This is a genomic window from Algibacter sp., assembly GCF_039977455.1.
Lineage (GTDB): Bacteria > Bacteroidota > Bacteroidia > Flavobacteriales > Flavobacteriaceae > Algibacter_B.
On sequence record NZ_JBDWDG010000016.1, the window covers coordinates 253129 to 266356 of the forward strand.

Below are 13228 nucleotides of genomic sequence, written 5' to 3' on the forward strand. Positions count from 1 at the left end.
TAACATATAAGGAATCTTTATGGTAAAAAGAAATTAAAATAAAAACTTTCTATTGGTTTTAAGGGCAAATAAAGCGTTTTAAGCGCTTTTTAGAAAATCGACTAGTATTTGGATATTCACACGGCCAACAATAGGCTGAAGCAACTAAGAATTGATTTTAGCTGTTTTTTATGATATAAATTAACGATGAAGCTTCTTTTGTTCCTAAGGCTTTTAAATTTGATCGCAATCCTATCCAAAAACCTTTAACCGGATTCATGCTTCCTGTTTTATATTTTTCTGAAAGCATACTCACATAAAACGAATCAAACCACATAGGCTTAACTTGATCTACTTTAAAAGATTGTTTTGAAATTAAATTTGAAACCGATGTTTTATTAAAATGCCAAAGATGCCTAGGCACATCATAAGCAGCCCAAAACGCTTTATAATATTGAGCGTCGTAACTTTTATAATTAGGAACCGCAATTATTAAAGTACCCTTTGGTTTTAATAGTTTTTTAAAGGTAGCAATCTGCTCCTCTAAATTTGGTAAATGTTCTAACACATGCCAAAGCGTAATAACATCAAAACTGTTTGTGTTGAATTTTAATAATTGATCAAGATTAAAAACAGATCCATTTGTTTTTCTATTAGCAATTCCTCTTGCTTGTGGATTGGGTTCAATTCCTGAAACGACCCAATTGTTTTGTTGTGCTATTTGTAAAAAATCGCCTGTTCCACACCCAATGTCTAAAAGTTTTTTTTCTTCGGAAGCGAATGAATTGATTAAATTTAATTTCTTTTTTAATGAAAACGATCGAACTAAATGATATGCTTTTTCGAACAGATTTCTTTTAGAATCTGTATGCGAAATATAATCTTCGCTTTCATAATAATCAGACAATGTATTTGAAGATGGTTGTGGAGTTGTTTCCAAAAAACCATATTCTGAATTCTGAATAAGCTCGAATACTTCTCCAGAAACAGAGTAGTCTTTTACCTTTAAATTTTCTTTAGTCACGAATACTCGAATGGTTTAGTAATTAGTTTTTTTTTAAAATAAATAAAGCTTTGGCGACCTTAATCTATTTCCTTTAATAGAATCCTGCCTTGGCAAATATGATAAAAAAACCACTTAAAACTTTAAACGTTCCACGTGGAACGTTTAAAAAAAATTAAATTATTCATTATAAAATTTCAATATACACATGAAATTAACGCCCCATGTAAACCAGCAAAACAGATATGTCATTAGGAGACACACCGCTAATTCTTGATGCCTGAGAAACCGTTGCTGGTTGGATTTTTTTAAGCTTTTCACGCGCCTCAAAACTCATAGACTTAATTTGCGAGTAGTCAAAATTCTCAGGTATTTTAACATACTCTAACCGTGTTAATTTATCTGCGTTGTTTTTTTCTTTAGCAATATAACCCGCATATTTAACTTGAATTTCTGCCTGCTCTATCACTTCCCTATCCAAGTTATTTTCCTGTATATAAGACTCAACACTTTCTACTTTTCTAATATCTTCCATTTCAATATTAGGCCTTGCAAACACCTTAAAAAGCTTTCCAGATTGTTTGACAACCGCGGAATTTTTAGACTCCAAAATAGGGTTTATAATCTCCGGCTTAACGCTTTGATTTTCGAAAAAGCTAACGAACTTTTCTGCTGCATCATGTTTTTCCTCCATTCGTTTTAAACGTTTCTCAGAAGCTAATCCTAATTCGAAACCTTTTGGTGTTAATCGAATATCTGCATTATCTTGTCTTAGAAGCGTTCTATATTCTGCTCTTGATGTAAACATACGATAAGGCTCTTCTGTACCTTTTGTAATTAAATCGTCCACCAAAACACCTATATAAGCCTCGTCTCTTTTTAAAGTAAAAGACTCTTTCTCTTGTACTTTTAAAGCCGCATTTATTCCTGCCATTAAACCTTGAGATGCGGCTTCTTCATATCCAGTTGTTCCATTAATTTGGCCAGCAAAAAACAAACCTTCAACCAACTTAGTTTCTAATGTATGCTTCAATTGTGTAGGCGGAAAATAATCATATTCAATAGCATAACCCGGTCTAAAGAACTTCACATTTTCAAAACCAACAACAGAACGCAATGCTTTAAATTGAACATCTTCTGGTAACGATGTTGAGAAGCCATTTACATAAACCTCGCAGGTATTCCAACCCTCCGGTTCAATAAACAATTGATGACTATCCTTATCTGCAAAACGATTAATCTTATCTTCTATAGACGGACAATAACGCGGACCCAAACTTTTAATTCGACCATTAAACATTGGCGATCTATCAAAACCTTCTCGAAGTAAATCATGCACCTCAAGACTTGTATAGGTCATGTAACAAGAACGCTGTTTTTCTAATGGTTTTGTAATATCTAAATACGAGAACTTTTCAGGATTAGCATCCCCAGGTTGTTCCACCATTTTTGAATAATCCAGACTTCTACCATCCACACGTGGAGGTGTTCCTGTTTTCATTCTTCCCGATTCAAATCCTAATTGAACAAGTTGTTCTGTAATTCCTGTAGCTGCTCTTTCACCTGCTCTACCACCACCAAAATTTTTATCACCAATATGAATTAAGCCATTTAAAAAAGTTCCGTTTGTTAAGACTACAGACTTCGCTTTTATTGAAATTCCTAATGACGTTTTTACACCAACAACTTTATGATTTTCCACTAACAATCCAGAAACCATATCCTGATAAAAATCTAGATTAGGAGTTCCCTCAAGTAGCATTCTCCAATCTTCAGCAAAACGCATTCTATCACTTTGAACTCTTGGACTCCACATGGCAGGTCCTTTAGATTTGTTCAGCATTTTAAATTGAATAGCAGATGTATCAGAAACAATTCCGCTATATCCACCTAGGGCATCAATCTCTCTCACAATTTGCCCTTTAGCAATTCCACCCATAGCAGGATTACAAGACATTTGAGCAATGTTTTGCAGGTTCATTGTAATAAGCAGTGTTTTACTACCCATATTAGCAGCAGACGCAGCAGCTTCGCTTCCTGCATGTCCTGCTCCAACAACTATAACATCGTAAACTTCGTTAAACATGATCTCTCTTTTATATAATCATTAAATACACATGTTCCACGTGGAACACATCCATCAAATAAGTTTGCAAATATACTCTGAATTATTTATTTGGTAGCCAATCGTTCTAAATACAAATTCTCTTTATCCCGCATTACCTTCGCGTCATCATCCGTTTTATCTTTATAACCACAATAATGAAGTACACCATGAATGATAACTCGCTTTAACTCCTCATCAAACGAAACTCCAAAATCCCTGGCATTATCCGCAACGCGTTCTACGGAAATAAAAATATCACCTTGTATAATTTTTCCAACGGAATAATCAAAACTAATAATGTCTGTTAAAGTATCATGATTAAGGAATTCTACATTTAATTTATGTAAATACTCATCATCACAAAACACATAATTTATTTCCTCTAACTTATAATCTTCAGCTGAAATAGTATCTATAATCCAACTCGAAATTGGCGCTTCATTTTCTAATTTAAAATCCGTTTCGTAATTAAAATTAATCATTCTCTTTTTTGAAATATTCTTGAACCTTCTTTTTGTAAACTTGCTGCAAAGGTAAAGCTTGTCGGTTTAATATTTCGGTAGTTTGAAAATATTGTTTTGCCGTAGGTATTTGATTGTTAGAATTATTATCGAAATTATTTTTATTAGTTTCAGATTCTCGCTTGTTATCTTCACCTTGCTGAAAGGTTGCGTTTTCCAACTTCAATAACTGGTGTTTTAATTCCATCATTTTTTGAAGCGTTTGCTGAGTAAAACCTTTATTTAAAAGCTCTAATTCTATATCCTCCATTTTTCTAACTAGAGCATTACCATTTCCACTTTTACCTTCCTTAGCCAATTGTTCTTGCAATGATTGTCGTAACTGCCGTTGTTTTTGATAGATTTCGAAAAGGAGCCTGCTTTCATCCCTGCTATCTCCTTCACCGTCTCCTCCATTTTGTTCACCATTTTCACCTCTATCTTTGCCTTTACCCTTACCTTCTTTTCCCTTATCACCTTCCTTACCTTTGTCGCCCTCTTTTCCTTCTTCTCCATCTTTCTTGCCTTCTCCATCTTTAGGTGAACCTTTATCACCTTTCTTCATACCTTCTTCCATCATTTTATTCAGTTCCTCCTGACTCATAATAATATCAGGTAATTGCATGTCGCCTTGACCTCCTTTTCCAGCCGACATATTCATACTCTCCTCCATATTATCCAAAACATCGCTTAAAAAGTTTGCTAAATTATTAGCAGCCGTAACTACGAATTGTTGACTAGCCACACCCTGATATAATTGATTTTCGGCCAACAAAGCTAAAGCCTTATCAATATTATAATAAACTTCTGTAATTTCTTTATTCACTTCTTCAGATAATTTTGGCTGACGAAGCGATAAAGCAAACAAACTATCATCCACATGTTCAAAATGCTCTCTTAAATTTTGTTGCTTTTTTAAATACGACGCAAACTTATTATTATTAGATTCAATACTTCTAAATTGATCCATAACAGCTTCCTGATCAAAAGAAAACAATACCAAGTTATCTAAAATCTGACGAAGCATTTCTGCATCTTCCTGAATTTGATCGTCACTTCCTCCTTGCATAGCACTTTGCATTTGCATGCTCATTTGTTTCATTTTTTGAGCTGCCTTTTTTTGACTCTTCTTAGCTTTTTCAGAACTAGATTCTTTCTTGCCAGAAGGATTATTTTTTTCATTTGCACCTTCTTTAGCATCCTCTTCTGCTTCTTGCTTTTCCCATTCTTTTTTCTCTAAAGCATCAGATGCCTTTTGTTGTTCATCTTCCACTTCTTGCTCATCTAATTTATCTCGAGGAATATCAATTGGTTTCTTCAAATCTTTAGCTTGTTTTTCTAAATCCTCAATTTCCTCTTGATAAGCATCAAACTTTTTGTTTAACTTATCCTGATTTTCCTTTGTGTTATCTTCCTCAGATTTTTCTGACAACTCTTCTTGCTTATCCGCTAATTTGGATAAATCGTCATTAAGTTTTTCCAACTTTTTTTCCACATAAAAACGTTTGGTTAATTCTAGGAGCTGTTCCAAACTTCGCTTTTTATTTTTATTTTGTTTCGCTAGCTCATCTAGTTTTTTAATTAAATCTTCGTTATTTATTTTTTCGTGCAGTTTTTCAATTTCATCTAATAACCTTTCATCTTCCTTAAGCTTCTCTTCATTTTGCTTTAAGCGTTCTTTTAAATCTTCTTTAAACTGATCTTCCTTTGGGTTTTCATTTTGAAATTCCTCCAAATTATCTTTTAATTTCTTATTGAACTTTTGCATCATTTGATCTTGTTCTTTCTGACGCTTAAAAAAGTTTTCTAATTTCTTTTTATCATTAAAATTTAAATCGGACTTTTCCTTTTGGGTATTTGTTAATTCTTCTAACTTTTTTTCTTGCTCATCAAATTTCTTTAACGACTTATTTAAATCCTTAATAGTTTCCCCTTGTTCCTCCAACTTCTTGTCGGCTTCCTCGGCCTCGGTACGTTTACGATATGAAAACACACTACTTTTAACGCTCTTAAACCTATTAACCCTATCATTGTCAAACACTTCAAAATACAATTCATAAACTACACCTTCAGAAACATTTAAATTATTAGGAAATGCGCTAATAAAATCTGAAATATTAGAATTTGAAACCGGAATAACCTCAATCTTTTTATTAGTTTCATTTTCAACAGGATAATATATCAATTGTAATTTACTAAAGCCATAATCGTCACTAACTTGACCGTAGAAATACAGCGATTGTAAATCCAAACTATCTTTTTCTACCTTAATATCTATTTCTGGATATTCATCTTTTACTACATCAATGTTAAAAGCTAAATTCTCGTAATTTTTTAAGTCTTTATTGCTTGTGCTGAGTGTGTAGTCAAAATTTGAAAATAAACGTTTAGAAACCTCAAAAACCCCTTTAGATATTGAATCAAACTGAATGGTATCTTTGGAAAACAACTGAACATTATCTGTGGATTTTGTATTAAGTTGCCATTTTATTTGAGTACCTTCAGGAACCAAAGCATTACCCGTACTTTTAAAAATTTCGTCTTGCTTTCTGGTATAATTCGGATAATCCAAAACCATTTGAAAACTTAATAAAGATGGCGTTTCTACAACCTCTATAGCGTACGGTTTTGAGGTTACATCAGTAGCCATTAATTGAAAGGTAACCCCCTCCTTAGGCTGCGTAAACACATACTCAAACTCTCCAATACCTTTTTGCTGTAAAAAATAAGTTTCATTATTGTAACTAATTTGAACACTTTCTGGAGTAACATCGCCCGCAGTTTTAACTAGCAATTTAAAATCGGTATTTTCTACAGCTTTTAAATTCTCATTAACAACATAAAACTGAAAAGGCGCAGGAGGTTCATAAGCCGTTTTGTAATGCACTACACGATTATAACTGTCACTAAACCAATTAAAATTTCCAGTAAAAAAAGTGAGTAATAAAATAACCATAGGAATTGCAGCATATTTTAAATAACTCAAATTCTTTTTAAAATTAACGGCCATTTTAAAAGGCACAGGCTTAAGTTCGGAAGCTTTTTGCTCGATACTTGCTAATAACAACTCCGATTTAGAATCGGTTTCATTAAGCTGCAATACATTTAACAACTTATCATTAACCTCCGGAAAATGAGTACCAATAATTTTGGAAGCCGCATGGTAATCTATCCCTTTTTGTAACTTAAATAATTTTGCCAACGGAATAAAAATAAACTTAATAAGCAAGCCTAGTTCCACCACGATAAACAACCAAAACAAAATTGTTCTTGCCGTGGTGCTTAACCACAACACATACTCAACAAATAGCGTAAACAAAAAATAAAGTAAACCTATGGCAAAAAACAGAATGACACCCTTAAGCAATTCATTGGTGTAATATCGCTTAATAAATGCTTCTAACTTGTTCTGTATGGTATTAAAATTACTCATGGTTTGGGGTAAAACATTGACAAATTATAGTGTTTCAACTTACTAAACTACAATATTATTTTTTACGGTATTTATAATTATGTGTTAATAAAGGGGTTCTAGCTAAAAAAACAAAAAACTTCTGTATTCGGGCTTCTGTCTTCTTTCTTAATACATATCTTTGCCACAAATTTACAAAACATGACCAAAAACGTTCGTGTGCGTTTTGCACCTAGCCCAACAGGACCATTACATATAGGCGGAGTTCGTACCGCATTATTCAATTATTTATTTGCAAAAAAAAATAACGGAACCTTTATTTTAAGAATTGAGGATACCGACCAAAACAGATATGTTGAAGGCGCAGAACAATACATTATTGACGCCTTAAATTGGTGTGGAATGCCTTTTGATGAAGGTCCAGGAACCAACGAAAAATTTGGTCCATACAGACAAAGCGAGCGTAAACCACTTTATAAAGCTTACGCTGAAGAATTAATACATTCTGGTAATGCATACTATGCTTTTGATACTGCAGAAGAGCTAAACGGCCACAGAAAAGACCATGAAGCCAACGGAAAAACTTTTATTTACAATTGGCACAACAGACTAAAACTAAGTAATTCTTTATCGCTAAGTGCGGAAGACGTAAAAGCTAAATTAGACGCTGGGGAAGACTACGTAATTCGTTTTAAAAGTCCACAAGATGAAACTTTACATTTAACGGATATCATTCGTGGCGATATTAAAATTGATACTAATATTTTAGATGACAAAGTATTATTTAAAAGTGATGGTATGCCAACTTACCATTTAGCGAATATTGTGGACGACCATTTAATGGAAATCTCGCATGTTATTCGAGGTGAAGAATGGTTACCTAGTTTGGCCTTACACTTTCAACTCTACAAAGCTTTTGGTTGGGATGCGCCAGAATTTGCACATTTACCACTTATTTTAAAACCTACAGGAAAAGGAAAATTAAGCAAGCGCGATGGCGACAAATTAGGTTTCCCAGTGTTCCCCTTACAATGGACAGATCCAAAAACAAACGATATTTCAAGAGGCTATAAAGAAGATGGTTATTTCGCCGATGCCATGGTAAATTTCCTTGCTTTCTTAGGTTGGAACCCAGGAACAGAACAAGAAATTTTTACACTAGAAGAATTGGTAGCTGCTTTCGATTTGAAAAAAGTAAACAAATCTGGTGCACGATTCGATCCAGATAAAACGAAATGGTTTAACCACCATTACATGCAAGAGCAGAATAATTATGAATTAGCTGAAGCATTTAAAAACTCCAATGCTAACTTAGGCGACACGGATATTAATTACATTGAAATGGTAGTCGCTTTAATAAAAGAACGCGCCACTTTTGTCTCAGATTTTTGGGATTTAAGTCATTTCTTTTTCATTGCCCCTACTGCTTACGATGAAAAAGCCTCTAAAAAAGCTTTAAAAGAGGGTACAGCAGATATAATGAACCAATTAATAGCCGTTTTAAACGCTAATACAGACTTTACTGTAGAAACACTTACAACAGAGATAAAAGGCTGGATAACAAGTAACGAAATCGGTTTTGGAAAAGTAATGATGCCTTTACGTTTAGCCCTTGTTGGAGCCTTACAAGGCCCTGATGTATTTGATATTATGTATATGATTGGCAAAACGGAAACAATAAAGCGAATTGAGGGCGTGATCACTGCTTTATAAAAGCAGTGCTAAAAACTTTAGGGTAAAAACTAAAAGCACTCGAGTTAATTAAAACCTAAAAATAGACAGACTTGTCTATTTTTAGGTTTTTTTATTATATATTTGCAATATGAAACACGCCGAGGTAAAAAATAGAATTACTGAAACTGCATCTTTTTTGTTTTATAAAAATGGTTATAACTCTACAGGAATAAATCAAATTATTGCTGAAGCTGGCATTGCTAAAGCAACGTTATACAATCATTTTAAATCTAAAGAAGATATTTGCCTTGCGTATTTAAAGCATAAAAACATTAATTTTTTAGATGATTTTAAAACCTTCACCACATCTAAACCAGAAGGTAAAGATCAAATATTAGCCATCTTCGATTTTCTTAAACTCTTTTATCAAGACAAGGATTTTAATGGATGTTGGTGTATTAAAACCGTTTCAGAAATACCAAAAGACAATGAAATAATTAGAAATGAAATTCAAACACAAAAAAAAGATTTCATCTCACTTATTGAACATTTAATAACAAATAATTTAACTAAAATACCCCACCATCAAGTAACTAAACTCGCTAGACAAATTTATTTGCTTTATGAAAGTGCAGTTGCCGAAAGTCATTTACACCAAGAAGATTGGCCTATTATTGAAGCCAAAAACTTGTGTGATAACATAATAACATAAAAAAATTTAAACACTAAAAGACAGACTTGTCTGTCTATGATTAATAATTAAATAAAAGAAAAATGGAAAATTTTGAAAACAAAGTAGCCTTAGTTATAGGAGGAACAAGCGGAATTGGTAATGCCACAACTAATGCCTTATTAAAAGGTGGAGCTACAGTACATGTGGTTGGTAGAAACACAAATAAAATTGAAGATGCACCTAACCTAGTTAAACATACAGCAAACATATCGAGCACTAGTGACGTAGAGTCTTTAATTGCCAAAATTGATGATTTGGATAATTTAGACTACCTCGTTAATGCTTCTGGTATTTTTGGACCTAAACCTTTTTTAGATCACACTATGGAAGATTATAACTCATATTTAGACTTAAATAGAGGCTTCTTTTTTATTACTCAAACTGCGGCTAAAAAAATGAAAGCCACTAATGGTGGTTCTATTGTAAATGTAGGTTCTATGTGGGCAAAACAAGCAGTAAAAGCAACACCATCTTCCGCATATTCAATGCAAAAAGCAGGTTTACATTCGTTAACACAACATTTAGCCATGGAATTGGCAGATAATAACATACGAGTAAACGCAGTGTCTCCTGCACTAGTAAATACACCAGTTTATCACGGCGTTTTTGGGGGTGAAGAAGCTGCAAAAGAAGCCTTGGTTGGGTTTAATGGATTTCATCCTATAGGACGTTTTGGTGAATCAGAAGATATTGCAAACAGTATTGTGTTCTTATTATCAGACAAAGCTGCGTGGGTTACAGGCGCCATTTGGGATACCGATGGTGGTGTTATGGCCGGTAGAAACTAAAAACACATTTCTTCAAAGAACAAATAGCGGTTATAGTACCAACTCTAATCGCTATTTGTTATTATAACCATTCAACATGAATACCCAAAATATTTTAATGAAAAAACTACTCATATTTACACTCTCATTGTTAACGTTATTAGGTTGTAACCATCCCAAAGAGGGAACCCCTAAAGACCAGGAAAAAATTTACTTTTTACCGCCTGCAACAAGCTATAACCATATAGCCATTGATAGTGTAAAACTCTTTTATAGAGAAGCAGGAAATAAAAACAACACAACCATTGTTTTGTTACATGGTTATCCATCAACTTCACATTCATACAGAAACCTAATTCCTATGTTGGCTTCACATTACCATGTGATTGCGCCAGATAATTTAGGCTCTGGCTACAGTACACATTTAGATCCTGAAACTACAACTTACACGTTTGATTTATTGGCTAGTTATACCGAAAAGCTAATAAACGCGCTTAAAATTGATAATTACGTATTGTACATGCAAGATTTTGGCGCGCCAGTTGGTTACCGCTTAATGATGCATAATCCAAAGCGCATAGAAGCTTTAATAATACAAAATGCAAATGCTTATTTAGATGGTTTAACGCCTAAACGTCAAGAGTTTTTTAGAACAGCCCAAACCGACACATCACAAGAAAAACACGATTTTTTATTCAATTTAACAAGTAAGGATGCGATAATCAATAAGCAATATTTATTTGACTTAGACAGTACAAATATCCATTTTCAAAGTCCTGATGCTTGGACCTACGATCTGGCATTTCTAAATTCTGAAAAAGATAGAGAAATTCAAGTTCAACTTTTTAAAGATTATAATACCAATTTAATACGTTATCCAAAATGGCAACATATGCTTAAAGAAAACCAGCCAAAAACATTAATTGCTTGGGGTAAAAAAGATTTAAAATTTAATTACAAAGGAGCTGAAGCTTATTTAAGAGATTTACCAAATGCCAAATTACACTTACTCGATGCTGGTCATTTTGCTGCTGAAGAAAAAACAAGAGACATTGCAAAACTAATTTTAGACTTTTTAGCTAGTAATAAAATAAATTAAATTTCATAAACACTAAAAAGGTCCCTAAACAGTTTTAAAACTACTAAGAGACCTTTTTTTATTTCCTTTTTAATGCTTTAACGGAATAACCATATTCCATGTATTTTCAAATTTCCAAGCTTCTGGCCCACTGCCTACAGCTGCAAATAAATGTGTAGGTTTTCCATCTTCAATTAAAACAAAAGGCCGTTCAAAATGATTCTGGTGCGAAGTGGTTCCATCATCCCATAATACATCGCGACTGTAAGCCTTTACATTTTCGAACAAATTCCATTTTACACCATCTTTAGACCACACATGAATACCTCCGCCTTCTTCACCACAAATTTCTCCAGAACGATCTTTTATTACGGCTTCATAACGATCGCCCGCCCACCAAATGTATGGGTCTTCAACATCAATATGATCATTCCCTGGAGTTTCAAAACGGAATACAGGATCCTCACTCAATCGTTTGTATTCACCTCTTGGGCTAGACGCCATAGAAACCCCTAATAATAATGGCGGTTTTCTATCAACAGAAGACTTATACATTAGTAATATTTTTCCTGTTTTAGGATCTACGGCTGGTGCAGGATTAGATGTTATAGAGGCATCCCAATGCCCTGGGCGGGGTTCTATCACAGGTTTATCTAAACGCTCCCAAGGTCCGAAAATAGAATCACTAATAGCCAAACCAATACGCTTATTCATCCAAGCTTTATCCCAATCTCCTGGTGCCAAATCTGGATGTTCTTTTGAAGGCTGCGGAAAATCATAAGTCGTTCCAAAATGATATAATAAATATTTGTCTTTATACTTTATAATCCTCGGGTTATGTGTGCACATGCCATCAAAAAACTCTGGACCACGAACAGGAAGCACTACTTCTTGAAACACATAAGGCCCAACCGGGGTATCGGCTACTGCACGTACTACTTCAGAGTTTGTAACCCATTTACCAAAACCAACATCTTTAGACCATCTAGAGGCAAACATATGGTATTTACCATCTTCACCTTTTATTACAGAGGAACCCCAAATCCAGTAATCATCATCACGAAAACCACCACCTACTGGTGCTGGTAAAATACGATCAATAAAAGCAGTGGGCTGACTTGCCGACATACAAGACAATAAGGATGCTGAGGCTAAAGCAGCTGAGCCTAATAAAGTTGTTTCAATAAATGTTCTTCTTTTCATACTCTAAAATTAATCCATAAAATTATTAAAATGATACCATAGCCCCAAATAATAACATGGACATATTCCCTTTAAAACGAGAATAACCACCAGACGTATCTATATCTTCACTTTCAAGCTTTTTTAGTAGATTAGTAGCACCATAAATATAATGTGCTCTAAGTTTCACAAACTTAAAACCTGCCGTAATACCAACTGTTCCATCCAAATTAAATTGAGAAATATTGCTAATATCGGTTACCAATAAATTATCGTAATTATTAATAAAATACCCTTCTTGGTCCTGATTTTCCAATTCTAAACGACTATTGTATTGCAACATGGGTCCTACATCTAAAGTCACATAGCTGCCTACCAGTTTAACGTGCATCATTAGCGCCAATTGCGCAGCAAAAAGCTTATAATCTACAAACTCGTTTATAGGACTAGTAGCTGTTGGTCTTCCCAAAATACTAACGGTGCTTCCGGAAAAATGCAAGCCATAACTCATATTATACCACTTAAAAGGAATTTCTGCCGTGGTACTTAATCCACCAATAAAACCATCACCTTCTTTCGTTATAAAATTATCGGTAATAAGATCAACTTTAGTAACACCCCCAAAAAGACCAATTCCGTTTACAATATCATAATGCCCATGTTGAGAAAAACTTTTTGTAACAAAACATATAGACAATGCTACTAATAGGTAAAGTTGTACTTTTTTCATGCCAATTTAGTGTTAAGTGAACAAATATAACTTAATTTAGTAATTCTTATTTTTTAATCCTTT

The 13228-nt window shown here is 33.7% G+C and carries 10 protein-coding genes; 4 read left to right on the forward strand and 6 right to left on the reverse strand.

What is annotated here, in order from left to right; all coding sequences use genetic code 11:
* Positions 1-157 precede the first annotated feature (157 nt).
* From ABJM36_RS07135 to ABJM36_RS07150, 4 genes are all read right to left on the reverse strand, one after another.
* The gene (locus ABJM36_RS07135) at positions 158-1003 is read right to left on the reverse strand and encodes a class I SAM-dependent methyltransferase (protein ID WP_348450641.1); all 846 of its coding nucleotides are present in this window, start codon (positions 1001-1003) and stop codon (positions 158-160) included.
* A 193-nt stretch (positions 1004-1196) separates the two neighbouring features.
* On the reverse strand, positions 1197-3068 hold the full coding sequence (mnmG, locus tag ABJM36_RS07140; protein WP_348450643.1) for a tRNA uridine-5-carboxymethylaminomethyl(34) synthesis enzyme MnmG: 1872 nt from the start codon (positions 3066-3068) through the stop codon (positions 1197-1199).
* Positions 3069-3154: 86 nt separating this feature from the next.
* On the reverse strand, positions 3155-3571 hold the full coding sequence (gene ybeY, locus ABJM36_RS07145) for an rRNA maturation RNase YbeY (RefSeq protein WP_348450645.1): 417 nt from the start codon (positions 3569-3571) through the stop codon (positions 3155-3157).
* Positions 3564-7022 carry a hypothetical protein gene (locus ABJM36_RS07150; protein ID WP_348450647.1) on the reverse strand — a complete coding sequence of 1153 codons (3459 nt, stop codon included), beginning with the start codon at positions 7020-7022 and terminating at the stop codon, positions 3564-3566. The genes ybeY and ABJM36_RS07150 overlap by 8 nt, the downstream gene beginning before the upstream one ends.
* Positions 7023-7202: 180 nt before the next feature.
* Between ABJM36_RS07150 and gltX the strand changes: the two genes are divergently transcribed.
* From gltX to ABJM36_RS07170, 4 genes are all read left to right on the forward strand, one after another.
* Entirely contained in the window at positions 7203-8714 is a 1512-nt protein-coding gene (gene gltX, locus ABJM36_RS07155) for a glutamate--tRNA ligase (RefSeq protein ID WP_348450649.1), read from the forward strand.
* A gap of 109 nt (positions 8715-8823) precedes the next feature.
* Positions 8824-9387, forward strand: coding sequence for a TetR/AcrR family transcriptional regulator (locus ABJM36_RS07160; protein WP_348450651.1), 564 nt, complete (start codon positions 8824-8826; stop codon positions 9385-9387).
* A 62-nt stretch (positions 9388-9449) separates the two neighbouring features.
* Positions 9450-10196 (forward strand): SDR family oxidoreductase, encoded by a 747-nt coding sequence (locus tag ABJM36_RS07165; protein WP_348450653.1) that lies wholly within the window; start codon positions 9450-9452, stop codon positions 10194-10196.
* A 97-nt stretch (positions 10197-10293) separates the two neighbouring features.
* Positions 10294-11274 (forward strand): alpha/beta hydrolase, encoded by a 981-nt coding sequence (locus ABJM36_RS07170; RefSeq protein ID WP_348450655.1) that lies wholly within the window; start codon positions 10294-10296, stop codon positions 11272-11274.
* 69 nt (positions 11275-11343) lie between these two features.
* Here ABJM36_RS07170 and ABJM36_RS07175 read toward each other — a convergent pair whose 3' ends face one another.
* Together ABJM36_RS07175 and ABJM36_RS07180 are read right to left on the reverse strand one after the other, a co-directional pair.
* A complete protein-coding gene (locus ABJM36_RS07175) occupies positions 11344-12456 on the reverse strand; it encodes a glycoside hydrolase family protein (RefSeq protein ID WP_348450657.1) in 1113 nt (370 codons plus the stop codon).
* A gap of 25 nt (positions 12457-12481) precedes the next feature.
* Complete coding sequence (locus tag ABJM36_RS07180; RefSeq protein WP_348450659.1) at positions 12482-13165, reverse strand: hypothetical protein; 684 nt, start codon at positions 13163-13165, stop codon at positions 12482-12484.
* Positions 13166-13228 lie beyond the last annotated feature (63 nt).

Coding starts and splice junctions, on each gene's coding strand:
- mnmG (WP_348450643.1), bottom strand. CDS start 3,068: ATGTTTAACGAAGTTTACGATGTTATAGTTGTTGGAGCAGGACATGCA.
- ybeY (WP_348450645.1), bottom strand. CDS start 3,571: ATGATTAATTTTAATTACGAAACGGATTTTAAATTAGAAAATGAAGCG.
- ABJM36_RS07150 (WP_348450647.1), bottom strand. CDS start 7,022: ATGAGTAATTTTAATACCATACAGAACAAGTTAGAAGCATTTATTAAG.
- gltX (WP_348450649.1), top strand. CDS start 7,203: ATGACCAAAAACGTTCGTGTGCGTTTTGCACCTAGCCCAACAGGACCA.
- ABJM36_RS07160 (WP_348450651.1), top strand. CDS start 8,824: ATGAAACACGCCGAGGTAAAAAATAGAATTACTGAAACTGCATCTTTT.
- ABJM36_RS07165 (WP_348450653.1), top strand. CDS start 9,450: ATGGAAAATTTTGAAAACAAAGTAGCCTTAGTTATAGGAGGAACAAGC.
- ABJM36_RS07170 (WP_348450655.1), top strand. CDS start 10,294: ATGAAAAAACTACTCATATTTACACTCTCATTGTTAACGTTATTAGGT.
- ABJM36_RS07175 (WP_348450657.1), bottom strand. CDS start 12,456: ATGAAAAGAAGAACATTTATTGAAACAACTTTATTAGGCTCAGCTGCT.
- ABJM36_RS07180 (WP_348450659.1), bottom strand. CDS start 13,165: ATGAAAAAAGTACAACTTTACCTATTAGTAGCATTGTCTATATGTTTT.